At 69.8% G+C, this 26,462-nt stretch carries 24 protein-coding genes and 1 pseudogene; 10 read left to right on the top strand and 15 right to left on the bottom strand.

Annotated features, from left to right (window positions below; genetic code table 11):
- The 6 genes and pseudogenes from ND748_RS02340 to ND748_RS02315 all read left to right on the top strand — a co-directional run.
- A pseudogene (locus ND748_RS02340) lies at positions 1 to 476 on the top strand (hypothetical protein); the annotation flags it as partial.
- Positions 476 to 1,660 (top strand): thiolase family protein, encoded by a 1,185-nt coding sequence (locus ND748_RS02335; RefSeq protein WP_251743737.1) that lies wholly within the window; start codon positions 476 to 478, stop codon positions 1,658 to 1,660. The pseudogene ND748_RS02340 and the gene ND748_RS02335, both read left to right, overlap by 1 nt.
- Positions 1,657 to 2,118, top strand: coding sequence for a Zn-ribbon domain-containing OB-fold protein (locus ND748_RS02330; RefSeq protein ID WP_251743736.1), 462 nt, complete (start codon positions 1,657 to 1,659; stop codon positions 2,116 to 2,118). Before ND748_RS02335 ends, ND748_RS02330 begins: the two co-directional genes overlap by 4 nt.
- A gap of 300 nt (positions 2,119 to 2,418) precedes the next feature.
- Positions 2,419 to 4,047: a helix-turn-helix domain-containing protein gene (locus ND748_RS34430; RefSeq protein WP_251743735.1), complete on the top strand. Its 1,629-nt coding sequence runs from the start codon at positions 2,419 to 2,421 to the stop codon at positions 4,045 to 4,047.
- A 121-nt stretch (positions 4,048 to 4,168) separates the two neighbouring features.
- The gene (locus ND748_RS02320) at positions 4,169 to 5,236 is read left to right on the top strand and encodes an LLM class flavin-dependent oxidoreductase (protein ID WP_251743734.1); all 1,068 of its coding nucleotides are present in this window, start codon (positions 4,169 to 4,171) and stop codon (positions 5,234 to 5,236) included.
- Positions 5,237 to 5,245: 9 nt separating this feature from the next.
- Positions 5,246 to 6,130 (top strand): alpha/beta hydrolase, encoded by an 885-nt coding sequence (locus tag ND748_RS02315; protein WP_251743733.1) that lies wholly within the window; start codon positions 5,246 to 5,248, stop codon positions 6,128 to 6,130.
- Positions 6,131 to 6,235: 105 nt separating this feature from the next.
- On the opposite strand, the gene ND748_RS02310 is transcribed toward ND748_RS02315, so the two are convergent.
- From ND748_RS02310 to ND748_RS02290, 5 genes are all read right to left on the bottom strand, one after another.
- On the bottom strand, positions 6,236 to 6,904 hold the full coding sequence (locus ND748_RS02310) for a TetR/AcrR family transcriptional regulator (RefSeq protein ID WP_251743732.1): 669 nt from the start codon (positions 6,902 to 6,904) through the stop codon (positions 6,236 to 6,238).
- A 75-nt stretch (positions 6,905 to 6,979) separates the two neighbouring features.
- Positions 6,980 to 7,720 carry a 3-oxoacyl-ACP reductase FabG gene (gene fabG, locus ND748_RS02305; RefSeq protein ID WP_251743731.1) on the bottom strand — a complete coding sequence of 247 codons (741 nt, stop codon included), beginning with the start codon at positions 7,718 to 7,720 and terminating at the stop codon, positions 6,980 to 6,982.
- A gap of 2 nt (positions 7,721 to 7,722) precedes the next feature.
- A complete protein-coding gene (locus ND748_RS02300; RefSeq protein WP_251743730.1) occupies positions 7,723 to 8,904 on the bottom strand; it encodes a thiolase family protein in 1,182 nt (393 codons plus the stop codon).
- A gap of 89 nt (positions 8,905 to 8,993) precedes the next feature.
- Positions 8,994 to 9,737, bottom strand: coding sequence for an SDR family oxidoreductase (locus tag ND748_RS02295; protein ID WP_251743729.1), 744 nt, complete (start codon positions 9,735 to 9,737; stop codon positions 8,994 to 8,996).
- Positions 9,734 to 10,495: an SDR family NAD(P)-dependent oxidoreductase gene (locus ND748_RS02290; RefSeq protein WP_251743728.1), complete on the bottom strand. Its 762-nt coding sequence runs from the start codon at positions 10,493 to 10,495 to the stop codon at positions 9,734 to 9,736. Before ND748_RS02290 ends, ND748_RS02295 begins: the two co-directional genes overlap by 4 nt.
- A gap of 149 nt (positions 10,496 to 10,644) precedes the next feature.
- On the opposite strand from ND748_RS02290, the gene ND748_RS02285 reads away from it, so the two are divergent.
- Positions 10,645 to 11,682, top strand: coding sequence for an alcohol dehydrogenase catalytic domain-containing protein (locus ND748_RS02285; RefSeq protein ID WP_251743727.1), 1,038 nt, complete (start codon positions 10,645 to 10,647; stop codon positions 11,680 to 11,682).
- Between the two features lie 22 nt (positions 11,683 to 11,704).
- On the opposite strand, the gene ND748_RS02280 is transcribed toward ND748_RS02285, so the two are convergent.
- From ND748_RS02280 to ND748_RS02255, 6 genes are all read right to left on the bottom strand, one after another.
- Positions 11,705 to 12,430, bottom strand: a complete 726-nt coding sequence (locus ND748_RS02280) for an ABC transporter ATP-binding protein (protein WP_251743726.1) — start codon at positions 12,428 to 12,430, stop codon at positions 11,705 to 11,707.
- Positions 12,417 to 13,160, bottom strand: coding sequence for an ABC transporter ATP-binding protein (locus ND748_RS02275; protein WP_251743725.1), 744 nt, complete (start codon positions 13,158 to 13,160; stop codon positions 12,417 to 12,419). Before ND748_RS02275 ends, ND748_RS02280 begins: the two co-directional genes overlap by 14 nt.
- Positions 13,157 to 14,116 carry a branched-chain amino acid ABC transporter permease gene (locus tag ND748_RS02270; RefSeq protein WP_251743724.1) on the bottom strand — a complete coding sequence of 320 codons (960 nt, stop codon included), beginning with the start codon at positions 14,114 to 14,116 and terminating at the stop codon, positions 13,157 to 13,159. Before ND748_RS02270 ends, ND748_RS02275 begins: the two co-directional genes overlap by 4 nt.
- Complete coding sequence (locus ND748_RS02265) at positions 14,113 to 15,006, bottom strand: branched-chain amino acid ABC transporter permease (RefSeq protein ID WP_251743723.1); 894 nt, start codon at positions 15,004 to 15,006, stop codon at positions 14,113 to 14,115. The genes ND748_RS02270 and ND748_RS02265 overlap by 4 nt, the downstream gene beginning before the upstream one ends.
- A 16-nt stretch (positions 15,007 to 15,022) precedes the next feature.
- Positions 15,023 to 16,117, bottom strand: coding sequence for an ABC transporter substrate-binding protein (locus tag ND748_RS02260; RefSeq protein ID WP_251743722.1), 1,095 nt, complete (start codon positions 16,115 to 16,117; stop codon positions 15,023 to 15,025).
- A gap of 293 nt (positions 16,118 to 16,410) precedes the next feature.
- Complete coding sequence (locus tag ND748_RS02255) at positions 16,411 to 17,157, bottom strand: SDR family NAD(P)-dependent oxidoreductase (RefSeq protein WP_251743721.1); 747 nt, start codon at positions 17,155 to 17,157, stop codon at positions 16,411 to 16,413.
- A gap of 207 nt (positions 17,158 to 17,364) precedes the next feature.
- Between ND748_RS02255 and ND748_RS02250 the strand changes: the two genes are divergently transcribed.
- Genes ND748_RS02250 through ND748_RS02240 form a run of 3 tightly spaced genes read left to right on the top strand, consistent with a single transcriptional unit; the run spans position 17,365 to position 20,958 of the window.
- Positions 17,365 to 18,153: an enoyl-CoA hydratase/isomerase family protein gene (locus ND748_RS02250; protein WP_251743720.1), complete on the top strand. Its 789-nt coding sequence runs from the start codon at positions 17,365 to 17,367 to the stop codon at positions 18,151 to 18,153.
- Between the two features lie 13 nt (positions 18,154 to 18,166).
- The gene (locus tag ND748_RS02245) at positions 18,167 to 19,345 is read left to right on the top strand and encodes an acyl-CoA dehydrogenase family protein (RefSeq protein ID WP_251743719.1); all 1,179 of its coding nucleotides are present in this window, start codon (positions 18,167 to 18,169) and stop codon (positions 19,343 to 19,345) included.
- 47 nt (positions 19,346 to 19,392) lie between these two features.
- Positions 19,393 to 20,958 carry a class I adenylate-forming enzyme family protein gene (locus tag ND748_RS02240; protein ID WP_251743718.1) on the top strand — a complete coding sequence of 522 codons (1,566 nt, stop codon included), beginning with the start codon at positions 19,393 to 19,395 and terminating at the stop codon, positions 20,956 to 20,958.
- A 90-nt stretch (positions 20,959 to 21,048) separates the two neighbouring features.
- Here ND748_RS02240 and ND748_RS02235 read toward each other — a convergent pair whose 3' ends face one another.
- The 4 genes from ND748_RS02235 to ND748_RS02220 all read right to left on the bottom strand — a co-directional run bounded on the left by ND748_RS02235 (position 21,049) and on the right by ND748_RS02220 (position 26,459).
- Positions 21,049 to 21,501 (bottom strand): MaoC family dehydratase, encoded by a 453-nt coding sequence (locus ND748_RS02235; RefSeq protein WP_251743717.1) that lies wholly within the window; start codon positions 21,499 to 21,501, stop codon positions 21,049 to 21,051.
- A 222-nt stretch (positions 21,502 to 21,723) separates the two neighbouring features.
- Positions 21,724 to 23,352 carry an NAD(P)/FAD-dependent oxidoreductase gene (locus tag ND748_RS02230; protein WP_285901484.1) on the bottom strand — a complete coding sequence of 543 codons (1,629 nt, stop codon included), beginning with the start codon at positions 23,350 to 23,352 and terminating at the stop codon, positions 21,724 to 21,726.
- Between the two features lie 239 nt (positions 23,353 to 23,591).
- Positions 23,592 to 25,439 carry a helix-turn-helix domain-containing protein gene (locus ND748_RS34425; protein ID WP_251743716.1) on the bottom strand — a complete coding sequence of 616 codons (1,848 nt, stop codon included), beginning with the start codon at positions 25,437 to 25,439 and terminating at the stop codon, positions 23,592 to 23,594.
- 189 nt (positions 25,440 to 25,628) lie between these two features.
- The gene (locus ND748_RS02220) at positions 25,629 to 26,459 is read right to left on the bottom strand and encodes a mycofactocin-coupled SDR family oxidoreductase (RefSeq protein ID WP_251743715.1); all 831 of its coding nucleotides are present in this window, start codon (positions 26,457 to 26,459) and stop codon (positions 25,629 to 25,631) included.
- Between the last annotated feature and the right edge of the window lie 3 nt (positions 26,460 to 26,462).

Genomic DNA, 26,462 nt, shown 5'->3' with positions numbered 1-26,462 from the left:
GCGCGGTCGCCGTCGTGCTGGCCTCGCCCGCGCGGGCGGGCCGCTGCCTGGGCCGATCGGCCCGCATCACTGGCTTCGGTCACGCGACCGGCGGATACACGTGGGACGGCCGGTGGCTGTCCGACCCGGCGGCCCCCACCCGCCGCGCGGCGCGGATCGCCTACGGGCAGGCCGGCATCTCCGCCCCGGCAGAGCAGGTCAGTCTCCTGGAACTGACAGCGCCGACGCCGGCACTGCACGGCCCCTACCTCGGCGCCCTGGGTCTGACCACTTCGCTGGGCGACAAGGGCGTCAACGCCAGCGGCGGCGCCCGCAGCAACTACCCGGGCCTCGCCAACGGCGCGCTGCGCCTGCTCGAGGTCGTCGAACAGCTCGAGAGCCGGGCCGGTGCCAGCACCGCCGTCGCGCATTCGGTCGACACCGGGACCGGTCTGGTCAGCGAGGACGTGTCCGTCCTGGTCGTGGAGGCCGCCTGATGTCCTACCGTGCCGCGGTCGTCGGGGCCGGCATCACCGATGCCACCTCGCCCCGCAAGCAGCAGCTCTCGGCGGTCGAACTGTGCCAGCAGGCCACCTGGGCCGCCCTCGACCATGCCGGCACCACCCCGGACACGCTCGACGGGATCGTCGTCGGCAACATCGACGGCTTCGAGGGCACAGTCCTCGGCGCCAGGAACCTCACCCGGGCGCTCGGCCTGGGTGCCGACCTGCCCGTCACGATCATCAACACCGGCGGTACGACCGGCGGGAACCTGATGCAGGTCGCCGCGCGGATGGTCCGCTCCGGATCGCACGCCCGGGTGCTGTGCCTGGGCGGGCCGACCTTCTTCGGCGTCCGCGACCTGCAGAGCGCGATCAACACCAACTCGCCGATGATCATCGAGCAGCCGCTCGGCATGGGCGCCTACCACATGGGCGCCTTCGCGGCGAACGCCTACCGGCAACGCTACGGCCTGACACCCGAGGACCTCGCCGCCGTCGTCGTCGCGGACCACGAGAAGGCATCACGCAACCCGCATGCGCACCTGCGTTACACGGTGACCGAGGACGAGGTCGTGAACGGCCGCCCCCTGTCCTCGCCCCTCACCCAGCCGATGGTGTGCCCCGTGTCGGCCGCGGCCGTCGCGATGATCGTCGCCGACGCGGACGATGTCGACGGCCTGCGGTCCACCCCGGCGCTGATCCGGGCGATGGGGATGTCCAGCGACCCGTACCTCGGCGGCGGCAAGGGCGACTTCGCCGAGATGCAGAACCTGGCCACCCTCGCCCGGCGGGTGTACGCGCTCGCGGACGTGCGTGACCCGGCCGCCGAGTTCGATGTCGTCGAGATCTTCGCGCCCTACGCGCACATGCAGCCGATGCAGCTGGAGGCGTTGCAGCTGGCACCGCCCGGTGGCGGCGTCGAGCTGATCCGGTCGGGCGCGACCTCGGCCGGCGGGTCCCTGCCCACCAACCTCTCCGGCGGGCCGAAGTGCACGAACGCCGGCGTGGCCGGCGAGCTGGCGCCCTACGCGTACGCCGCGCTGCAGGTGATGGGCGCGGCTCCCGAGCCGATCCAGGTGCCGGGCGCGCGCCGGGCCCTGGCACACGGAACGGGCGGCACCTTCTTCCAGTTCGAGAACCTCGCGATCTTCGAGGCCCTTCCCAGGAGTGACCGATGACGACCACCCCCACCCAGGCCGTCCACTGGGACCTGCACTACGACATCCACCTCGGCGCCACGTGGAGTCGGTTCATGGACGGGCTCCGGGACCAGAAGATCCTCGCCAACGTCTGCCCGGCCTGCGACCGGGTGTTCGTCCCGCCACAGGCCTACTGCGAATCCTGCTTCGAGCGGACGGACCGGTGGGTCGAGCTGCCGCCCGAGGGCAGCCTGGAGGTCTTCACCGTCGCCTGGCACGGCTTCCGAGGGGGGCCCACGCCGCCGTACGCGATCGGCGGCGTGCGCCTGGACGGAGCGAGCACGCTGCTCATGCACTGGGTCATCGGGCTGGACTTCACCGAGCCGGCGACGCTGCTCGCCCAGCTGCCGGCGGGCAGCCGGGTACGGGCGGTGTGGGCCCCGCAGCGGTCCGGGCAGATCCTCGACATCGCCCACTTCGAGCCCGCCCGCGACTGAGCCCGACCACTTCTCCCGGTCGACGCCGACTGGCGCCTTCTGAACCGCCCGGCCACCGAGGGCGCCACGCCTTTCCCGAAACAGCCGAGGCGGGCGTCCACAGCACCGTTGACAGAGTGTCAGTACCAATCCGACACTCCAGATGTGACCCACAACACCTATCGAGGAGTGGCGCCGGAGGCCGCGACCCGCAACCTGCTCCGGGAGCGTCAGTCATCAGCATGGCCCGTCGACTTCACGGTCTCGCAGACGGTCCTGGAGTCGTGGGCGCGATGCCTCAAGGCGGGCCTGGACCCCGCAGTGACATCGCCCGTCCGGGCCCGGGCCACCAAGCCTCGCGAGCAGGACCTGCGGTTCGCCGAGCAGGCCGACTCGGTGCTGGCTTCCCGGCGCGACGACCTGGAGCAGTCGGAGTCCTGCCTCTCGCTGACCAACGCCGAGGGCGTCATCCTGCGCCAGTGGCTCGGCAGCCGGGCGCTCGCCGCCCGGCTCGAGCACCTCGACATCACGCCGGGGTTCGTCGTCGACGAGAGCATCATCGGAACCTCGAGCGGGACGTCGCTGCTCAGCCGGCGTCCAACGCTCGTTCGCGGGCCGGAGCATTTCGCCGCCCAGTTCAGCGCTCTGACGTCGGCCGGCACCGTCATCACCCACCCCGTGTCCCGCCGGGTCGTCGGCAGCCTGAACCTGACCTGCCGCTTCGCCGACACCTCGCGGCTGGCACTGGCCTGGATCCGCGAACTCGCCGCCGATGTCGAGGCGGCGCTGCTGCACCGGTCGTCGCGGGCGGAGCGGACCCTGATCGAGCGGTTCATGCGCGAGAACCGGGACACCGGCCACCCCGTCCTCGCCGTCAGCGCCGAAACGATCGTCACCAACGCGGCCGCGGCCCGCCTGCTGGGCGGAGTGGACCAGGCGGGCATCTGGGAACAGGCCGCGCGCGTCCTCACCGCCGACCACAGCACCGTGGACGCCCTCACCGTCACCGACGGGCGTCGTCTGCGTGCTTGCTACCTCCCGATACACGACGACGACCGGATCGTCGGGGTGATTGTCAGACTCATCCGGACGGCCGACATGGGTCACCCGACCTCGACGCCGGTTCCGGCACCGACGCTGGACGGCCTGGTCGGGCACAGCGCCGCCTGGCGTTCCCTGGCCCGCGAGGTCCGTGCCGCCGGGTCGCGTCCCATGCTGGTCGTTGGCGAGCCGGGAAGCGGCCGGGCAAGCATCGCCTCGGTCGATCTCCCCAGCGATGCCCCCGTCCTCGACGCCCGGGACGCCGCGGTGGCTCCCGAAGCATGGCTGGCCCGATTAACCGGGCTCCTGCGCGAACGGCCCTCCGCACTGCTGATGCGTCACCTCGACGAGACACCGGCCGACCTGACCGCCGCGGTGGCTGATGCGCTCAGCTCGGCGTCGGGCCGGACGATTCTGCGTGCCACCGCGACCCGGTTACCGGGCACAAGCGGTCGTGACGAGCTGGTCGCACCGCTCGGTGCGGTGATCCACGTCCCTCCGCTGGCCGCTCGTCTCGAGGATCTGCCCGACCTTCTGCGCCACCTCACCGAGCGGCACTCTCCGCCCGGCACACCGCCACCGCGGTGGATGCCGGACGCTGTCCAGGCCCTTTCGCGGCTGGACTGGCCGGCGAACCTGCGCTCGCTGGAGACCCTCGTCGCCCAGGTCGTCGCCATGGCCCACACCGGATACATAGGCGCTCGCGACCTGCCCGCCCACGTCATCAGCGCGGCGTCGAGACGCACCCTCGTCGGCCTCGAGCGGGCCGAGGCGACCACCATCCTGCAGGCGCTGCGTGACCATCAGGGCAACAAGAAGCACGCCGCGGCCGCCCTCGGCATCGCCCGCTCGACGCTTTACCGCAAGATGCGTGCCCTCGGAATCGACCTCGACACCCGCGCCTTCTGACCAGCAAGGACCACTGTCTCGTCCTGCGACACCGGAGCTGTACGGCGCAGCGGTGATAGTGGCGGGAGTAACAACGACCAGCGCGTTGGGACTACCCGACTCGGTCACGAGGGGATACACCTTGAAAGTCCATCTGACCAACCTGTTGCAGAACTACGGACAGGAACGCGACGACCACGAAGTCTATCGCGACCACCTGCGCCTGTCGGAGATGGCTGCCGATTTCGGCTACGAAAGCATCGGCTGCGTCGAGCACCACTTCGACCCCGGGTACTCAATGTGCCCGGACAACACACAGTTCTTATCTTACCTGGCCGCCCGGACGAGCAACGTCAAACTGCAGACGACCGCGGTTATCCTGCCGTGGAACGACCCACTGCGCGTGGTCGAGAAGATCGCCCTTCTGGACAATCTCGCCGACGGGCGCGTGATCTTCGGGATGGGTCGCGGACTTTCCCGCCGTGAATTCGAGGGATTCCGGCTGGACATGGGTGAGTCCCGGGACCGCTTCGACGAGGCCGCCGAAATGATTATTCGCGGCCTGGAGGACGGCTATGTCGAGAACCACGGAACCTACTACCAGCAACCCCGAGTGCCCGTGCACCCGCGCCCGTTGGCCTCGTTCAAGGGCCGCACCAGCGGCGTCGCGATGAGTCCCGACTCCGCGGTCGCCGTCGGTCGGCTCGGCATCCAGATGATGGCCTTCATCCAGGGCCCGATGCGGGACATGCACCTGCCGATGATCGAGCAGTATCGGCAGGCCCACCGCGAGACACATGGAACCGAAGCGCCACCGCCCATGATGATCGACCTCACCTACTGCCACCCGGATGCCGAGCAGGCCCGACAGGTGGCCACCGAGAGGGTCGCCAACTACTACATGACCTGCGTCGAGCACTATGAATTCGGCGGCCGGCATTTCGAGAGCACGCAGGGATACGCCTCCTACGCAGCGGCGAGACGTGCCATCGACGAGCTGGGTCTGGACAAGGTCGTGCAGACCTACGTCGACGCGCAGATCTGGGGGACGCCGGAAGAGATCCTGCGCAAGCACCGCGAACGCAAGGAGATCGTCGGCGAATACGAACCGATCATGGTCTTCCAGTATGGCGGACTGTATGGCGACCTCGCCGAGGAGAGCTTCAAGCTCTTCAGCACCGAGGTCCTCCCCGAGCTTCAGCGACTGTGAGCCGCGACGATGACGACTGATATTCAACGTGCCCGCGACCTGCTGGCTCATCTCGTCTCCAGGCCGGACGGCACGATGCAGGATTACCGGGACCTCTACGACGAAGTCCTGGCCACATTTCCGCTGCCGGCCGAGGCGTCGAGTGAGGCGGTCGACGCTGGCGGTGTCCCGTCGTACTGGGTGCGCGACCGGGCCGTCGAGTCCAGCACCGTCGCCGTCCTCGTCCACGGCGGCGGTTGGTGCATGGGAACCGCCGCGGGGTACCGGGAGCTGGCCCACCGGATCTCCGCAGCCGCCCATTGCCGCGTCCTCGTCGTCGACTACCGGCTCGCCCCCGAGCATCCCTACCCCGAACCGCTCGACGACGTGCTCACGGCGTACCGGTTCGCCCGATCCCAGCCCGGCGTGACCAGCGTCGCGCTGGTCGGAGACTCCTCCGGCGGAGGTCTCGTGACCGGGGCGGTGGTGGCGTTGCGTGAGAGCGGTGAGACGCCGCCGGACGCGCTCGTGCTGATGTCGCCGCTCGTCGATCTCACCGGCGAAGCGGCCTCGCTTGTCGAGCGTGCCGATCGGGACCCGCTCCCAGCTCGCGCGCTCATCGAACAGATGGGCGGCGCGTTCCTGGCCGGCCGGGACCCGAAGGCGACCCCGCTCGCGTCCCCGCTGTGGGCCGACCTGCACGATTTCCCCCCCACGCTGGCGCTGGTCGGCACCGACGAGGGCCTGTACGACGACGCGGTCCGCCTCATCGACAAGATCGTCACCGCCGGTGGAGACGCCACCCTGGAGGTGGGCGAGAACATGGTCCACATCTGGCCGCTGTTCTCGTTCCTTCCGCAGGCACGCGCGGCGACCGACCTGATCGGCCGGTTTCTCGCCAAGCATCTCGCCTGAGACCGACGCGGGCGGACGGGCCGCAGTCCCGGTCCGTCCGCCCGCGTCCCATCCGGTCGTGGCATCTCGCCACCGGACCACCGCGCATCGTCCGGAGCCCGGTTCTCAGTCCCCCGGTCCTCGGTCCCCGGTCGTACTCGACTGCCCCGGAGCCGATCCGTCCGCGTCCCTCGCCGCCTCGCCGAGGGCGAGCAGGACGCGGGAGAACATCGCCTCGACGTGCGCACGGGACAGTTCCCCCCGTTCGAGCCACGCGGCGGTGGCGTCGGTGACCATCGCCTGGAAGCTGCGGATCATCGCCGCGTGCGGGCCCGACAGCGGGTCGAGGCCCACGACCTCCACGAGTCTGCGTTCCCAGGCCTGCATGCTCTGGCGCACGACACCACTCACCTGCGGGTCGGAGCTCGACGCCGCGTGCAGCATCGTCACGTAGGTGGCGCGGTTGCGTTCCAGCGCGTCGAGCCAGCGATGGAAGACCGCCGCGACCCGGCTCTCGGCCGATCCGCCCTGGGCCACGACGACATCCTCGGGAATGCGCGAGAACCGCCCGATGACCTCGAGGAACAGTTCACGCTTCGTGCTGAAGTGATAGTGGATGTTGGTCCGGGTCGTCCCGGCGGCCGCGGCGATGTCACCGGTCGAGACCGACTCGTAGGGCTGAGCGGCGAACAGCTTGCGCGCCGCCTCCACGATCTGCTCGCGCCGGTCGTCCGCGTCCAGACGGGTCCGCAGCCGCCGGGGCTCGCCGCTGCCCGGCTCAGTCTGCGCCCGCACGGGGTCCAGAATAGACCGGGTGCGAAACACTGCCCTGTAGGGTTGGCTGTGGGTGAGCTGGTCGTCCCCGGGTCCTCATATCGCGAGCCCGCCGTCGACGGGCAGGACCACTCCGGTGACGTAGGCGCTTTCCTCCGCCGCCAGATAGCCGACCGCGGTCGCCATCTCGGCGGGTTCGGCGAAGCGACCGAGCGGCACGGTCGCCGTCATCGCGGCGAGGCGCTCCTCCCCCACGGCTTTCACCATTGCCGTGGCGGCGTTCGGCGAGATGGCATTGACGGTGATACCGAACCGGGCGACCTCCTTGGCCACCGTCTTGGTGAACGCGACGATCCCACCCTTGGCCGCGGCATAGTTCGCCTGCCCGATCGTGCCGTGCAGCCCGGTGTACGACGTCACGTTGACGATCCGCCCGAAACCGGCGGCGCGCATGTGCGGAACAACGGCCCGGGTCACCGCGAAAGTCCCCTTGAGGTGCACGTCGAGAACTGCCTGCCACTGGTCGTCGGACATCTTCCAGACCACCGTGTCCCGGGTGATGCCCGCGTTGTTCACCGCGATGTCGACGGAGCCCGCCCACCGCGCGACGTCGTCCACCGCGGCGTTGACCTGGCTGCTGTCGCTGACGTCGACGGCGTACGTGCGGCAGCGGTCCACGCCGGCCGGCCAGGATCTCTGCAGGGCTTCCGGGTCACGGTCGAGGACGGCCACCCGGGCCCCGGCGCGGTGGAAGAGCGCGGCGATCTCCAGGCCGATGCCCTGCGCGCCGCCCGTGACAAGCGCCGTGCGGCCGGTGAAGTCGAAGGTCAGGTTCATGGTCAGATCCGCTCGATGATCGTCGCGTTCGCCATGCCGCCGCCCTCACACATCGTCTGCAGGCCGTAGCGTCCACCAGACGCCTCCAGGTTGGTCAGCATGGTCGTCAGCAGACGTGTCCCGGAGGCGCCGAGGGCGTGGCCGAGGGCGATGGCGCCGCCGGCCGGGTTCACCTTCGCCGGGTCGGCGCCGGTGTCGATCTGCCAGGCCAGCGGAACCGGTGCGAAGGCCTCGTTGACCTCGAACACGTCGATGTCGTCGATCGACAGGCCCGCCTTGTCCAACACCTTGCGGGTGGCCGGGATGACGCCGGTGAGCATCAGCAGCGGGTCGCTGCCGGTGACGGAGAAGCTGTGGAACCGGGCCCGCGGGGTGAGGCCGAGCCGGCGCGCGCGGTCCTCGCTCATGATGAGCACCGCCGAGCCGGCGTCGGTCAACGGGGACGAGTTGCCGGCGGTGATGCTCCAGTCGATCTCCGGGAACCGGGCGGCGAACTCCGGGCTTTCGAACGACGGCCGTAGCCCCGCCAGGCCCTCGGCCGTGGTGCTCGGGCGAACGGTCTGGTCGACGGTGTGCAGGGTGCCGTCGGGCAGCGCGATCGGCACCAGCTCGCGCGCGACGAGCCCGGACGCGGCGCTCTCGGCGGCCAGCCGGTGCGAACGGGCCGAGTACTCGTCGAGCTGCTCGCGCGAGAGCTTCCAGCGCGCGGCGATGAGCTCCGCCGAGATCCCCTGGCCGACCAGGCCTTCGGGGAACCGCCGGCTCAGCGGGGCCACGTTCGGATCCTGGCCCTGGGAGCTCGCGCCCATGGGGATGCGGCTCATGGATTCGACGCCGCAGGCGATCACGATGTCGTAGGCGCCGGCGATGACGCCCTGCGCGGCGAAGTGCGCGGCCTGCTGGCTGGAGCCGCACTGCCGGTCGACGGTCGTGCCCGGGACCTCCACGGGCAGGCCCGCGGCCAGGGATGCGGTGCGCGCGATGTTAAGCGCCTGCTCACCGGTCTGCGACACACAACCGGCGATCACGTCGTCGATCGTGGCCGGGTCGACGTCGTTACGGGCGAGCAGGGCCTGCAACGTCTGCGACAACAGCTCGACCGGGTGGAGAACCGAGAGCGCACCGCCCGGTTTCCCCCGGCCCGAAGCCGTGCGGACAGCATCGACGATCACTGCGCTGGTCATGGTTTACCTCTTTCGGACGGGGTCGAAGACTGTGCCGGCGACGAAGAATCGCAACTGTCCGACCGGAGCGTCGCCGTTGCGCTGCGGGATCAGGCCCGCCAGGTGTGCGGGCCAGGCCGGGCCAGGACGAAGGTCGGGACGACGGTGTGACGGCTCAGCCGGGTGAGCGACGCGACGGCCTCGGCAACGTCGTCGACGGGGATCATCGTGTCGAGCGGGACCGAGTCGGCCAGGCCCTCGGTCATCGCGGTGGCCACGTACCCCGGACAGACCGCGGTGGCCACGACGCCCCCCAGCGACTCCTCCGTGGTCACGGCCGCGCACCAGGAGATCAGGGCCGCCTTGGTGGCCCCGTAGGCCGAGTTGAGCGGCTCCCCGGCGAGCCCCGTCATCGACGCGACAGCGATGATCTTGCCGCCAAGTTCGGTCGCCGCACCGGCCTCGCGCAGCAGCGGGAGGAGCTCCTGGCCGAGCACATAGGCGGACCGCACATTGATCGCGAACATCTTGTCGAAGCGCCGCACCGGGTAGTCCGCGAAGCGTCCGATGGCCCCCATGCCGGCGTTGAGCACCAGCACGTCGAGGCGGCCGTACGCCTCGCGGTGCGTCGCGGCGAGACGGGGGACGTCATCCTCGACGGACATGTCGGTGACGCACACCGCCACCTGGCTGCCGTACTCGTCCCGCAGCCGGGACGCGAGCGACGCCAGCGCGTCGGCGCCGCGGGCGCTGATCGTCAGGTCATGGCCGGCGGCGGCCAGCCGGACGGCGACCGCCTCACCGATGCCCCGCGACGCCCCGGTCACCAGGGCCACCGGCCGCCCGGTGCTCATCTGGGCGCCATCCGGATCGCCCCGTCGAGGCGGATGACCTCGCCGTTGAGCATGGCGTTCCCGACCAGGTGCACGACCAGCTGGGCGTACTCGTCGGGCCGGCCGAGCCGGGACGGGTGCGGCACCTGGGCCGCGAGCGACGCCCGGATCTCGTCCGACAGGCCGGACAGGATCGGCGTCTCGAACATCCCCGGCGCGATTGTCACGACCCTGATCTGGTGGCTGGCGAGATCGCGGGCCAGCGGCAGCGTCATGCCGACGATGCCGCCCTTGGACGCCGAGTACGATGCCTGGCCGATCTGGCCGTCGTACGCGGCGACCGAGGCGGTACACACGACCAGGCCACGTTCCCCGTCGACGGGATCGGTGGCGGCGATTCGGGCCGCCGCGAGCCGCGCGACGTTGAACGTCCCGATCAGGTTGATCTCGACGACCCGGGTGAACCTGGCAAGGTCGAGTGGCCCGTCCCGTCCGACGGTCCGGGCCGGGTCCCCGATACCCGCGCAGTTCACGACGATCCGCAGCGGGCCGAGGTCCTCGGCCGCGTCGAGGACGGCGGACACCTGCTCGGGATCACGCACGTCCGCCGGTACGAAGCGGACCCGGTCACCGAGCTCGGCCGCGACAGCGGCGCCCGCGGATGTCGGCAGGTCGAGGAGTACGACTGCCGCGCCCCGGGCGAGGAGCGCGCGGGCGCTGGCCAGGCCGAGTCCGGAGGCACCCCCCGTCACGATGGCGCTGCTTCCAGCGGGGTTCATGGTCCTCCTCTGTCCCGGGGCGGCTGCCCTCGAAGGAAGGTAAGCCGATTCGCCACGGACGGGCTGTCCGACAACGGGACAGCGCGGACGTCCCGCGCGGCGGTGCGATGGTGGCGGCCCGAGACGGACGCGGCGGCGAGGGGAGAAGCATGAAGGCGTTGCAGTACCGCACTTTCGGCCAGTGGCCCGAGGTGGTCGAGGTCGAACGGCCCCGGCCCGGGCCCGGTCAGGTTCTGCTACGGGTCACCGCGGCCGGGGTGTGCCACTCCGACCTGGGCCTGCTCGCGCGCGACGCCGACACCTACCCGTACGGCTCGCTGCCGCTCACGCTGGGCCACGAGGGCGCGGGTGTGGTGGCCGAGATCGGGGCGGGCGTGGCCGGGGTTCGTGTTGGCGAGCCGGTGGTCGTCTACGGACCGTGGGGCTGCGGTCGCTGCCGCGTCTGTGCCACCGGCGCGGAGAACCACTGCCCGTTCGCGGCCGGCCTCGGCATCCGTGCTCCCGGTCTCGGGTCGGCCGGGTCGATGGCGGAGTACCAGCTCGTCAACGACGCACGCCACCTGGTGCCGCTCGGCGATCTCGACCCGGTGCGCCACGTCTGTCTCACCGACGCCGGTCTCACGCCGTACCACGCGATCAGGCAGTCGCTGCCACGGCTGCTACCCGGCAGCATCGCCGTGGTCGTGGGTGTCGGTGGGCTGGGGCACGTCGCCGTGCAGATGCTGCGCGCGCTCTGCCCGGCCACGGTCGTCGCCGTCGACATCGACGACGACCGGCTCGCGCTCGCCCGCGGCCTCGGCGCCCAGCACGCCGTCCGGGGTGAGGACGCCGCCGAGCTCGTCGCCGGCCTCAGCCGCGGCACCGGAGCCGCGATGGTGCTGGATCTCGTCGGGTCCCCCGCCACCACCGATCTGGCGGCGCGGGTGGCGGCCCGGGGGGCGGACGTGTCGGTGATCGGTGTCGGCGGCGGCGCGGTCCCGGTCGGCTACCGCACCATCGCGTTCGACGCGTCGGTCCGGTTCCCGTACTGGGGTTCGCGCCCCGAGCTGTTCGAGGTGTTGGAGATGGCCGCCGCGGGCCAGATCCGCGTCGAGGTGGAGACCTACAGCCTCGACGAGGCCCCGGTCGCCTACCGGCGCCTCGCCGAAGGCAGTGTTCGCGGGCGGGCCGTCGTCGTCCCGGACTGACCGACGGGACGGCTCCGCTCGGTCAGGAAACCCCGGCCTCGATTCCGAGGAAGGCCCGTAGCACCCGGGGATCCTCGGCCACCGTCGAGGCCGGACCCGACAGCACCACCTCGCCGTTCTCCAGGACGTACGCCTGCGAGGCGACGCTGAACGCCGCGGCGGCGTTCTGCTCCACCAGAAGGATCGACATGCCGCGGGCGGCGATGTCGCGGATCGCCTCGACGATGACGTCGACCATGACCGGAGCCAGGCCCATGGACGGCTCGTCCAGCAGCAGGAGACTGGGATCGGTCATCAACGCCCGGCCGAACGCCAGCATCTGCTGCTGACCCCCGCTGAGCAGGCCCGCGGTGGAGTCCCGGCGCTCGGCGAGCACCGGGAACGACTCGTACACCGTCGCCAGAATCGCCTGCCGGCGCCGACGATCATGGATCGTGTGCCCGCCGAGGAGCAGGTTGTCCTCGACGGTCAACGGCGCGAAGATCCGCCGGCCCTCGGGCACCTGCACGACCCCCGCCCGCGCGATCCGGTGGCTCGGGCGGTTGGTGATGTCGCGCCCGCGCAGCCGCACCGATCCGGCCGACACCCGGACCAGGCCGCTGACGGCGTTCATCAGCGAGCTCTTGCCGGCCCCGTTAACCCCGACGACGACGGTGATGGCGCCCTCCTCCAGCACCAGGTCGACGTCGCGCAGCGCGACGACCTTGCCGTAGGCGACCCGCAGGTGCTCGATCTCAAGCAGGGACATGTTTCCTCCCCAGGAACGCCTCCTGCACGGCCGGCAGCGCGGCGGTGGCCGCCGGATCGCCTGCGGCCAGCAGCTGACCGAAGTTGAGCACGAACAGGTGGTCGCTCAGGCCGAGCACGAACCGCAGGTCGTGCTCGATGAGCAGCATCGTCATCCCGTCATCGCGCAGGCGGCCGAGCACCGCGGAGATCTCCTGGCGCTCACCGGCGCTCATGCCGGCCACCGGCTCGTCGAGCAGCAGGATCTTCGGCGCACCGGCAACGGCCCGGGCGATCTCGACGCGCCGCTGGACGCCGTAGGGCAGCGCAGCCGGTGCGACCTGGGCTAGGTGGTGCACGTCCATGCGTTCCAGAGCCTCGTCGGCGGCCTCGGCGGCACGCCGACGGCCGGCCCGGGATCGCGCCGCGGGGAGTTCCTGCACCCCCAGGAGCACGTTCTCGCGCACCGTCAGGCCCTCGACGAGCCGGATGCCCTGGAAGGTGCGGGCCAACCCGCGGCGGTAGACCTCGTGTGGTCCGGCCGCCGTCACGTCCTGCCCGTCGAGGAACACCTGCCCGGCCGTCGGGGTGACCAGGCGCGACATCGTGTTCACCACGGTGGTCTTACCGGACCCGTTGGGCCCGACGAGGGCGTGCAGATGGCCCGGTTCGAGGGCGAGCGAGACCCCGTCCACGGCCTTCACCCCGCCGAACCACACCTTGATGTCCCGCAGCTCGAGGACGGCGGTCATGAGGACACCCCCATCTCCGGAGCCGGCACTGGCCGGTCCGGACCGGTGGACACGCCGCCTGGCACCCCGGCGGATACGCCGCCTGGTCCGCCGGTGGGCGTGCCCGCCGCGCGGCGCAGGCGGCGGGGATCGAGCAGTTCGGACAGGCCGGCGAGCCCCTTCGGCAGGAACACCAGGACGACGACGGTCAGCGCGCCTTCGACCACCCCCCGGTAGTCGCTGGCGAAACCCAGATAAGCGGAGAGGAACCAGGAGAACACGACCCCGCCGATCAACGGCCCGCTCCAGTGCCAGGTGCCGCCCACGACCAGGGCGGTCAGCGCGGACACCATGACGGAGAAGCCGAGGTTCTCGGGGGTGAAGACCGTCAGGAGGCTGGCCTGGGAGATACCCGCGAGCGACCCGAGGACCGCACTCCACACGAACGCGATCTGGTGTTGGCGGCGCACGTTCACGCCGAGCGCGCTGGCGAGCGCCTCGTCCTTGCGCAGCAGGAGCAGTCGGCGCCCGACCGCGCCCCGCTGGGTCAGCGCGTTCACGGCCAGCACGCCGGCCAGGATCACGGCCACCCCGCCGGTGCCGAGCGCCGGCGGGATGCCGAACAGACCGAGCGGACCACCCGTCACGCTGTCCCAGGCGAGCGCCCCGATCTGAACGAGCAACACGAACGCGATGGTGGCCATCGCCAGATACAGGGCGCGCAGCCGCGCCAGGACCAGCGCGAGCAACCAGGACAGGAAAACCGTGATGATCACGACCACGGCCGCGGCCGGCGCCGTCCCCCATCCCTGCGTCGCTGTCAGGTAGCCCGTGCCATAGGCCCCGACGCCGTAGAAACCGACGCTCGCGAACGACAGGACGCCGGCCCGCAGGGCGACCTGCACGCTCGCCGCGAGCAGGGCCGCGACCAGCGCGCCCTGGATGTAGCCCTCGTTGCCGCTGAACCAGTCGATCATGCGCGCTGCCACCCCTGCCGGGCCGCGAGCCCCTGCGGACGGAGGACAAGGATGACGACGATGAGCACGAATGCGAGGGCGTCCCGCACATCGCCGCCGAGGTAGTACCCGACCAGGGTCTCGACCAGGGCCAAGGCGTAGGCGAAGAAGACCGCTCCCTCGAGGCTGCCGACACCGGCCAGGATGATGATGGCGAACGCCTTGAGCAGGAACGAGTCACCCATGTGCGCGTCGGCCGCGCCCAGGTAGACGGCCAGCAGCACCCCGGCGACGCCAGCGAGGGCACCGCTGAGCGCCATCGCCGCCAACTGCAGGGTGCGGGCCGAGATGCCGACCATGCCCGCGGCGGTGCGGTCGAAGGCGACCGCCCGCATCGCCCGCCCGTACCTGCTCCGGCGGACGAACAGCACCAGCAGCGCCGACAGCACGATCGCCGCCACCAGCACCAGGATCTGCACGTTCGACACGTGGACGCCGAGCACGTCGTACCGGTGCCGTTCGAGCAGCGACTGCGGCAGCGCATAAGGCTGGTGATCGCTCTGGATGCCGACGACAGTCACGATGATCGACGCCACGGCGACACTGGCGATCAGGGTCCGCATCTCGGCGTCCAGCGCGTTCCCGGACCGGGCCCGGATGGGGGCGAAGGCCACCGCCTCCATCAGGACCGCCAGCAGCGCGCTCCCAACCAGGGCGGCTGCGAGTACCACCGCGAACGGCAGGCCGGCGGCGTGCTCGGTCAGGAGGAACGCGAACATCGTGCCCGCCGTGAAGATCGCCCCGTGTGCCAGGTTCAGCACGTTCAAGATTCCCCACGACAGGGTGAGACCGAGCGAGAACAAGGTGTAGATCGAGCCCAGCGCGATGGCGTTGACGAGCTGCTGAGTCATCGCGTTCCTCCTTCCCTCATCCTCGGCCGGTGTAGGCGGCCAGCAGCGGCGAGGGCTGGTCCGGCGCGACAGTCTCCGCTTCGCCGTCCCAGCGCACGAGCACTCCCGGCGTCACGGCGGCCCGGTCGACGAACCGCACGGGCTCCCCGGTTGCTCCGACGAACCCCTTGCCGGCGACGGAGGCGAGAGCGTCCTTGACGCTCTCGTGGGTGACGTCACCCTTGCCGATCTCCTGCAACGCGGCCACCAGGAACATCACCTGGTCGTGTCCACCGGCCGCGGAGAACGACGGCGCCGAACCGGTCGCCTTCTGGTATTCGGACAGGAACGAGGTGCCCGAGGCCCATGGCAGCTTCGGCGACGGGATGAACACCGACGGGTAGTAGGTGTCCTTGGCCGCGGCACCGGCGGGCTTGAGCGCACCGGCACCGAGGGCGGACGTGCCGTACAGCGGGCCGTCGAAGCCGGCTTCCCGCAGTGCCTGGATCGACGTGGTGACCGCCGGGCCGAAGGTCAGGTCGGCGACCACATCCGGCGAGCTGTCGGCGATGCGCGACGCCGGCTGCGAGTAGTCGGTGTCGGCTGTCTTCACCGGAACGGTCTCGGTAATCGTCATGCCGAGCTTCTTGGCGATCGCCGGAATGGTCTTGGTCGCGTTCGTCACGGCCGTCGGATTGTCGCTCGCGTACAGAATGGCCGTGGACGACGCGCCCTTGTCGTGCAGGGTCGAGAGCATCGCCTCGTAGAAGCGCCCCTCGGACGTGGTCGTACGGTAGACGTAGTCGCCGGCCTCGGTGATCCCGTCAACGCCCGACTGGCCGACGATGAACGGCACCTTTGACCGCTGGGCGATCGGGGCCATCGCGAGCGCGTTCTGACTTAGCAGGGCGTACAGGACGGCGGAAGAGTTCGACTTGACGGCCTTGGTCATGGCGCCGACCGCGGCCTGCTGGTCGGAGGCGGAGTCGACGACCTCGAGGTCGAGTTTTCGCCCGCCGACGCCCCCCTCGGCGTTCACCTGGTCGACCGCGTACTTGGCCCCGGCGACGTAGTCCTTGCCGTAAAAGGCACCCGGGCCGGAGGTGTCGGCAATGTAGGTGATCTTCAGCACGTCACCGGCGGCAGACCCCCCGGAACTACCGCTACTGCCGCACGCGGCGGTCAAAATGGCGACCGATGCCGCAAGTAAGCAGGTGGCGGTCCTCGCCCGATGTCTCATGTTCGTCTCCTCTGGTGCGGCGAGCCAGGCGCTGCGCAGGCACGGCCCTGCCGAGCCCTGAACCGACCGGTCTGCACGCCGATGCTTGGGAGCACAATCACGGCGCATCCAGATTTGCGGGTGTCCGATTACAGGTCAGCGGGAACCGCTGGCGCCCGATAGATGCAGCTCAGGGCGTCCGCGGCTCACCCGACGGTGTAGCCGCCGTCGACCGTGTACAGGGCGCCGGTCACGAACGACGCGCTCGGCGAGACCAGGAACTCCACGACCGCGGCGACCTCGTCCGCGCTGGCCAGGCGGCCCACCGGGTGCGCCGCCTCGGTACGCGCACGGGTGGCGGCGTCCTGGCGGGCGAGCAACGGCGTGTCGACGAAGCCCGGCCCGACGGCGTTGACGCGGATGCCGCTCGCGGCGTAGTCGAGTGCCGCCGCCTTCGTCAGGCCCACCACGGCGTGCTTCGACGCGACATAGGCAGCCCCACCGGGTGTCCCCACGACGCCCATCACCGAGGCGACGTTGACGACCACGCCACGCCCGGCCGCCTGCATCACCGCCAGTTCCGCCTGCAGGCAGTAGAAGACCCCGTCGGCGTTCACCCGCATGACCCGGTGCCAGTCGTCCGGCGACATGTCCCCCACCGGCTTCTTGACCGGCACGCCGATACCGGCGTTGTTCACCGCGATGTCCAGCCGCCCCGAGACCGCCACCGCGGCGCTCACCATCGCCTGTACGGAGTCCGGATCCGAGACGTCGACCGGCACCGCGAGGCCACCCACCTCGGCGGCGCGGGCCGAGGCGGCCCCGACGTCGATGTCGGCAACGACGACACGTGCCCCGCGCCCGGCGAGTCGCCGCACCGTCGCGGCCCCGATCCCCGACCCTGCGCCCGTCACCAACGCCACCTGATCGACGAGGTCCCGCGCCTGTCCCATCCGCCGCTCCTCGCTGCCGGTACACCTGGGCGCAGTGTCCGCCGGCGACTGGCGCGTCCGGCGTCCCACATCGGGACAGCCCCACCCGCGTACCAGGCCGGACGGCCGCGTCCGGCTCTCGGCCGCCGGCTGTACCACAGTGCAACACCGGCCGAGGGCGCTGAGCCCCTAGCGTTCGGGACGTCGACACGAGCCCGAGGGGGAACGATGACCGCGCAGCAGGTCAAGCCAGGGGACGTGACTCTGGAACGGCGCGGCCACGTCGCCCTCGTCACGCTGGACCGGCCGCAGGCTCACAACGCGCTGACGGTGGCCATGCTGGCCCGGCTGGCCGCCGTTGTGCGCGAGGTGAACGCCGACGACGACCTTCGCGTCCTGGTCCTGACAGGTGCGGGGTCACGTGCCTTCTCCGCGGGTGGCGACCTTGGTGAGCTGATTCCGCGCCTCACCGCCGGAGAAGTCGACGTGCTCATCCCCGACCCGACGAAACGGTTCTTCTCCGACTTCTACAAGCCGGTTGTGGCGGCGGTGAACGGCCTGTGCCTGGCCGGGGGCCTCGAACTTCTTCTCGGCACCGACGTCCGAGTCGCCTCCGACCGGGCCGTGTTCGGCCTGCCGGAGGTGCGATGGGGCCTGGTACCCGGTGCCGGCACCCATGTGCGGCTCCCCCAGCAGATCAGCTGGCCAAACGCCATGCAGCTGCTGCTCACCGGCGAGACCGTCGACGCGGACGAGGCCCGCCGGATCGGGCTGATCGGGGAGGTCGTCGCACCGGACGAGGTACTGCCGCGAGCGATCCAACTGGCCGAGACCATCGCCGGCAACGCGCCGATCGCGGTGCGCACCGCGAAGGAGATCGCGGTGCGCGCCTGGGCCAACGAACAACGCTTCGGACTCGAAAGCGCCCTGAACGCCCGTGTTCTCGCCTCCCGCGATGCCCGCGAAGGTCCGGCCGCCTTCATCGACAAGCGCACCCCGCGCTACGAGAACCGCTGACAGGAGAACTGTCATGACTACCGATCTGCCACCGACCGTCCGGGCTGGAAGTGTCGAACTCGTCGAGTCCGTGTTCCAGGCCGTGGACGGGGTGCTGGCCGCGTTCCCGAGGTCGATGTTCCTGCGTCGAGCCCGCGAGCAGGGCCACGCCGGCGAACTGTGGGACGCGCTCGTCGAGGCCGATCTGCTGGCGATCGGCGTTCCCGAGGAACTGGGGGGCGCCGGCGGCGGCCTCACCGGCAACACCGCGGTGATGGAGGCCCTCGCCCGCGCCGGTATTCCGCCGCTGCTGTACTCGCTGACGTCGTTCTCCCGCGAGGCGATCCGCCGGTACGGATCCGAGCAGCAGATCAAGGACCACGTGATCCCGACGATCAGTGGGGACCGCAAAATCTGCTTCGGCGTCACCGAGCCGGAGGCGGGCACGAACTCCTTCGCGCTGCGCACCTCCGCGCGACCCACCACCGACGGTTACCGCATCAACGGCCAGAAGGTGTTCATCTCCGGCGCCGATCAGGCCGACCACATTCTGCTGCTCGCCCGCACCGCACCGGCCGGCGAGCCGCTGACCCGGCGCTCGGGTTTCGGCCTGTTCATCGTCGACCTCGCGACGCCCGGCATCCAGCTCAACCGTCTCGACATCGAGTGGTACGCACCCGAGAACCAGTACGAGATTTTCTTCGACGACGTGGAGGTCCCCTCCCATGCCTTGATCGGGCAGGAGGGGCTCGGTTTCGACTATCTCCTGTCGTGCCTGAACCAGGAGCGGGTCACGATCGCCGCGTGGGCTCTCGGGCTCGGCAACTACGCGCTGGAGAAAGCGGTCGGATACGCCAAGGAACGGGCGCCCTTCGGGAAACCGATCGGGGCGAACCAGGCGGTGGCGCACCCACTCGCCCTCGCCATGGCGGAGATGGAGGCCGCCCGGCAGGTCACCTATTCGGCGGCCGCGGGCTATGACGACGGCCGGGACGCGGGCGCGCAGGCCAACATGGCGAAGCTGCTCGGGAGTCGCGCCGCCCTGAGCGCCGTCGAGGCGGCCATTCAGACCCACGGTGGGTCGGCTTTCGTGTACGAGACCGATGTCGTCACGCTCTGGCCGATGATCCGCGTCCTGCAGATCGCACCCATCAACAACGAGTCGATTCTGAACTACATCGCGGAACGCGTCCTGCGCCTGCCGCGGAGCTGATACGGGCCAAGACGCTGGGCGACAGACCCGCACCTAAGGACTTGATCGTGAATATCGCTATCGCTCTGCGCCGCGTCGGCTTACGGACCCCGCACCGTGTCGCCATCCGGCACGACGGCGTCGAGACCACCTACGCCGACTTCCTCGACCAGGCCGGACGCGTCGCGAACTGGCTGCGCCACAACGGCGTCGAACCGGGCCAGCGAGTCGGCATCCTCATGCACAACCAGCCGGAATGGCTCGTCGCCATGATGGGTATCTGGCAGGCCGGCGGCGTCCTCGTTCCTTACAACTACCTGTCGCACCCGGCGGCGATCCGCCACGCGACGCTCGACGCGGACGTGAGATGGATATTCACGCCGGCCGGCGACGTCCCGCGCCTTCGCGACGCGCTGCGGGGACTGCCCGCCGAGGACCGTGTGGTGTCCGTCGGCCGGGCCGACGGCGACAGCGGCGACGGCGACGGCGGCTCCACCGTGACGTGGGACGAAGTCCTTTCCCGACCCACCCGCACAGATGTCGTTCCCCGTTTCGACACACACGACGCGGTGCTGATGTACACGAGCGGCTCCACCGGTAACCCCAAGGGTGTCCGGCAGACGCATCGGAACACGGTCGCGGTGAGCGAGGCCGCGATCGACGTGTGGGAGCTGACCGAGCGGGACCACGCCCTGGTCAGCACACCCCTGTTCCACGTCGGTGGACTTCAGCTCATCTCCCTGCCGACGCTGCTCACCGGAGGGGAGGTGACCCTGCGCCGCTGGAAGGTGCGGGAGTGGCTCGAGGACGCGGCGAGACTGCGTCCCACGTTCACTGCGCTGGTTCCCGCAATGATGATCGACATTGTGAACGAGCTGGGCGGTAAGCCCTTTCCACTGGCTTCGGTCCGGGTCTGCGCCATCGGCGGCTCGGCGCTGCCGCAGAGCCGGCTCAAGGCGTTGACGGACGTCACCGGCATCGTCCCGGTGAACATCTACGGGCAGACGGAGCAGAGCGGACTCTCCGTCACCGAACCTCCGCACGAGGCCCGTCGCGAAGGATCGCTCGGCCGGCCGCTCGAACAGATCGTGCAGATCCGCGTGGTGAGGACCTCCGGCGAGCAGCCGGAGGACGCATCCCCTGGCGAGGTCGGCGAACTGTGGGTGCGCGGCGATGCCGTCACGCCGGGGTACTGGCAGCTCCCGGAGGCGAACGCGAGCAGGTTCACCGACGGATGGCTGCGCACCAGCGACCTCGTGCGGCGGGCCCCCGATGGCTACCTGTACTACGTCGACCGCACCGACGACCTGATCATCAGCGGCGGCGAGAACATCTTCCCGCAGATGGTGGAGGGACACCTCGCGGCCTGCCCGCTCATCGCCGAGGTCGCCGTCATCGGCACCCCGCACGAACGGCTGTCGAACCAGGTGACGGCCATCGTCGTCCCCAACCGGCCGGGCGTGTCCGCGCAGGACATCGCCGCCTACTGCGACACCGAGCCCAACCTGCACGGGCTACAGCGGCCGCGCCGGATCGAGATCGTGGACGCGATCCCGCGCACGGCCACCAACAAGATCGACAGGCCGCTACTCAAGCGGACCTACGCGCAGGTCCCGGCCACCACCGGCCTGTGAGGCAGTCCCAGTTCGGGCAGAGCGCTGGCACCGGGGCGGGCCAGCGCCTGCCCGCGGTCACGATCGGCCGCCCGCAGTGAGCTGGCGTCGTCACGGGATCATCAGGTACGTGACGCGGACCACGCAGGCCGGCTTGCTCTCGCCCTCGACCTCGACCGTGACCGCGAAAACGACCCGCTGACCCGCGCCGGACGGCTCGACGGACGCCAGCGTGACCCTCCCCCGCAGGCGGGCCGGGATGCGGACCGGCGCCGGGAACCTGACACCGTCGGCGCCGTAGTTGATGACCGACGAGACGTCGGTGACCGTGTACACCTCCATGAGCAGGACGGGCACCAGCGACAGGGTCAGGTATCCGTGGGCGATGGTGGCACCGTACGGACCGCGGGCAGCGCGCTCGGGATCAACGTGAATCCACTGCCGGTCCCCCGTCGCGTCGGCGAAGGCGTCGACGACCTTCTGGGAGACGTCGACCCAGCCACTCACACCGATCTCCGCGCCGACGTCAGCAGCCAGGTCGCTCACTGTCTCGTACACCCGCATGCGAGAACTCCCCCATCGTGATCCGTGGTAGTCCGCCACCAGCCGAAAGCGTCACACGGCCCGGCTACAGGTCTCGTCTGCGCGGAACGCCAACCACGGAAGCTGTCCGAGACAGTGGTCGCGACCGGGTCACCGTCCACGGGTGACTGCCGCCCGCGACCCTCAGGCGGGCTGGCCACCTGCCTCGTCAGGACCGGCAGCCAGCCTGACCGCAAGAGCGTGTCAGCTGAGGACGAAACCCTCGTACGCCTTGGCGGCCACCGCTCGGCAGGTGTCGAAGTACGCGTTCGCGCCGCCGAAGTAGACATTGATTGCCCGCGGCTTGCCTTCGATGTTGGCACCGGCGAACCAGGTGTTCACCGCCTCCCCCTTTCCCGCGGTGATCATGTTCGCGATGGCGGTGACGTGCCCCGTCCACTCCTGCTCGCCGCGCTCGGCCGCTTCAAAGGAAGTCAACCCATTCTCGCGCAGGTAGCTGATCGCGTCGAAAATCCAGTCGACGGTCTCCTCGATACAGGTCGGAATGTTGGCGAACGGACTGAGCGGACCTGTGATCATGAAGAGGTTCGGGAAGCCGGCGGTGCTGAATCCGAGGTTCGTCACCGGCCCGTCCCGCCATTTGTCGGCGAGCGCCCTGCCGCCACGCCCGCGGATGTCGATCCGGGTGAACGCACCGGTCGACGCATCGAAACCCGTGGCGAAGATGATGACATCGAGATCGAACCGCCGGGTGCCGGTCCGCAGCCCGGTCGGGGTGATCTCCTCGATGGCGTCATCGCTGACGTCGATCAGCGTGACGTTGTCACGGTTGAAGGTCTCGTAGTAGCCGGTGCCCGCCGGCGGCCGCTTGGCCCCGTACGGATATCCGCGCGGCGTCAACAGCTCGGCGACCTCGGGATCCCGGACAGCCGCCCGGATCTTCCCACGGATGAACTCACAGGCCGTCTCGTTGGCGTCCTCATTCACCGACAGATCGTCGAAGGTCTCGAACAGGAAGTGGAAGCCGCCCTGCCGCCATCCCTCCTCGTAGACAGCCTGGCGGGTCGCCTCGTCGACGTCGAGCGCGTTCTGCCCCGTGGGTGTGAACGGCATGGCGAACGGATGCTGGCGGATCTGCTTGGCAATATCCTGGTATCGCGCCCGCAGGTCCGCCTTCTCCGCGTCCGTCAGCGGCCGGTTCTGCGTGGGGACGACATAGTTCGGCGTCCGCTGGAACACGCTCACCGAGCTCGCCCGCTCGGCGATCGAGGGCAGGATCTGGATTCCTGTCGACCCGGTACCGACGAGGCCGACACGCTTGGCCGCGAAATCTACTCCCGCTGCCGGCCACCTGGCTGTGTGGACCAGCTCGCCCTGAAATGTGTCGAGACCCCTGATCGGGGGGAGGTTCGGGGCGGAGAGCAGACCCACACCGGTGATCAGATATGTCGCGGTGACGGTCTCGCCGGTGTCGGTGTCGACCGTCCACAGGTTGGTGTCCTCGTCGTGTCGCGCCGAGGTCACGCGAGTATCAAAGGTGAAGCTGCGCCGGAGATCGTAGCGGTCGGCGACGAACTCCAGGTACCGCAGCACCTCCTGCTGGCCGGGATAGCGTTCCGACCAGCTCCACTCCTGGGCGATCTCCTCCGACCAGCTGAAGCAGTAGGCGGAGTACGGGCTGTCCGTACGGGCCCCCGGGTATCGATTCCAGTACCAGGTACCGCCGACTCCACCGGCGGCTTCGAAACCGCGCACATCGAGACCCAGCTCCTCGCGGAGCCGATACATCATGTACAGGCCGGAAAATCCGGCCCCAACAAGCACAGCGTCGTGGGACGAAACTGACCCGGTAGATCCAGGGGAACCGTTCATACCCTCCACCGACATGTGACCTCCTGAGCCAGTCCGAAAAACTTCCGCAGTGCAGTGCACCGTCGAATGTGATTCAAGCCTCAGTCAACAGCCGAAAGTTGTTGCAGATCGGGACAGCGGCGGCGGCCGTCCCAGAAGAGAACGCGTTCGCCGCGGCACGCCTGGGCACCGACGAGGTACGTGGCGTGGCGGCCGGCAGGCGAAGCAGGCGGCGCGCGCCACCGCACCCCAAGCGGGGATCAGTACGCCGTGCTGCTGAGATCCAGACCGAGCGAGCGTACTTTCCGGTACAGCGTGGAGCGGGCGATGCCGAGCACCTCCGCGGCGCGCTGCTTGTTGCCCCCCGTCTCGCGCAGAGCCTGGACGATCATCCGGGCCTCCGCCTGCTCGAGACCGCCGAGGCGGCGCCAGGAGGTGTGGGCAACGATGTCTGCAGGAAGGTTCGCGGCGCCGATGTAGCCTCCCGAGCACCGCGACACCATCCGCTTCACCAGCGCCTCCAGCGAGGCGACATTGCCCGGCCACTCGAGACGGCTCAGCGCCTGCACCGCGTCGGGCATCCACCGCACAGCGGGTCCGTCACCGATCAGCCGGGAGGTCAGGGCCGCGAGGAGCAGTGCCAGGTCCTCCTGCCGGTGTCGTAGGGGCGCCACCTCGACGACCTCGCTGAAGGTGTCAAGGATGGGACTGGGACTGGCCGAGTCCATGGGCCCCGTTGCGGACGTGGCGATGATGCGGCGGCCCCGTGGCCAGCGCCGCAGCGCCGCGTCGGTCGCAGCGGCCAGAGCAGGCGACAACAGGTCGACGTTGCGGATGATCAGCGTCTCGGCGGAACCCGCGGCATCTGCCTCGATGCCGCGCAGCCACCGCTGTCCGTCGCCGGCATTCCTGGCATCGGCATCGGCGGCGTCGGCCAACCGGATCTCGCCCGGGCCGGCGATGGCCCGGGCGACCGCGGTCCGCCCGCTGCCCTGCTCGCCCACGACAAGCACTCGTTCCGCGTCTTCACTCAGCCGGGCCACCTCACGGCAGGTGGCCCGCCAGGCCGGGCTGCGGCCAACTAGACCAGGCAGCGCTGGCACGTCCACCTGGCGACCGACCTGCTGATACTCCGGCTCCTTCTTGAGCATCAGCACCGCGCCGGCGAGGTCGGGCCCGTCTGTCAGCGGCCACGTCACGATCCGCACACGCGTGCCATTGGACAGGACCACTGACCGGGGCCCGCTCGAGTGCGCCCGGAGCGACTGAGCGGCGTGCTCCCACAGCATCGCCTGGTCCAGGCCGCCCAGAAGCCTCGCCGCCGCGGCATTAGTAATGATCGTCTTCTGGTCCAGGGCCACGAGCGGGTGCCGCGAGTCCCGATTGTGCGCGAGGTAGGCGTCCAGGAGCAGCCGCTCCCGCCGGGACGCCTTCGTCAGCAGGATCTTCTGGATCTGAGCTGCCAGTTCCATCAGCCACGGCAGAACCAGCGGCGAGGTGTCGGCGAACCGGCAGGTCAGGTCGAGGCTGCCGACGGTCCGCCGGGTCACGGGGTGCACGATCGGCACTCCGGCGCACGTCATGTCACGGAACTGGTCAACAAAGTGCTCGGGACCACGGATCAGCACAGGCTTGTTGCTGAGCAGGGAGATGGCGCTGGTGGTGCCAAGATGCATTTCCGCCACGGAGAAGCCGGGCCGAATGCCCTCCTCGTCCATCCTTTTAGCCAGCTCCGGGTCCGGAACCCACCGACGCAGCACGCAGCCCTCGTGATCGGTGAGGCTCAGCGCGCACGACGCCTGGTCCAGCGCCGCGCCATTCCTGGCCACCACCGGCTCCACGACCAGCGCCACCTGAGAGTTGAGGTCAAGATCGTCGACCACGGCGGGACGCACGCGATGCGGGGAGACCCCGTGCATCCTTGACCGACGCCAGGACTCGTACACCACCGGCGACACCGCCGCCGGCCGCTCGACCATCCGCTGGGGCGCCTCGTCGAGGACGCTGCGGGCCCGCTCGACGGCACGAATCCAGTCACCGGTCGCGAGCGCCCGCGGAGTCACGGCCGGCAGTTCCTGTAACTGAGCTGGTCTGGTCACACTGGTCACGCGCCTTCCACAACGGATGCCTACCGCCCCACCAGGCAGCCAGCATGTGTGACGCAGATCATGACCGCACTACTGACACGATGTCAAGAAGGCTGCGGACGGCGATTGGAGCACTGCACACAGCAGCGCGAGGATCAGCTACGCTTCGCCGACTGGCCGCACCCCGTGGAGAACCAGACCTACGGAGGGCTACACCTTGTTCACAATGCCGGCGTCCACCGGGAGTGTGGCACCCGTGATGTAGCGGGCCTCGTCGGAGGCCAGGAAGAGGACCGCGTTGGACACGTCCGCCGGTTCGACCCACGGCACCGGTAGGGCGTTCATCTCGGTGGAGACGTCGACGATGTCGGCGGCTGTGGGTTCCTCCAGGTCGGGTCGGAACATTCGATAAATCTCGTCGTGCATGATCATCGGAGTATCGACCTGGGTCGGATGGATGCTGTTGACGCGGATCGAATGCCCGGCGAGCTCGTTGGCGAGTGCCCGCATGAGGCCCACCAACCCATGCTTGGCCGACACATAGTGCGCGAGATTCGGCGGGGCGATCAGGCCCGCGGCCGAACTGATGATGACGATACTGCCGCCGCCCCGCGGGATCATATGCGGAATGATCGTGCGGCAGGTCTGCCACGCACCGGTGAGATTGATGTCAATCATCTCTCGCCAGGCCTGCTCGGTGATCTCCCAGGCTGGCGCATAACTGGCGATACCCGCGTTCGCCACCACGATGTCAATCTTTCCGAACTCAGCCAGGCCGCGGTCGGCCACCGCGGCGAGCGCGGCCTGGTCGCGCACGTCGGCGACGCCGGTGACAACTTTTCCGCCCGCCTTCTCGACGAGCTGGGCGGTCTCGGCCAGATCCGCTTCACCAGCCATCGGATAGGAAACCGAACCGACGGGTGCGCAGATGTCCGTGGCGATGATACTCGCCCCCTCCTCGGCCAGCCGCACCGCATGGCTGCGCCCCTGCCCACGCCCGGCTCCGGTGATGAAGGCGACCTTGCCCGCCACACGTCCCATGAT

The organism is Frankia sp. AiPs1, assembly GCF_023716945.1.
In the GTDB taxonomy this organism is placed as follows: Bacteria; Actinomycetota; Actinomycetes; order Frankiales; family Frankiaceae; genus Frankia.
This window is presented reverse-complemented; position numbering and strand designations above follow the sequence as displayed.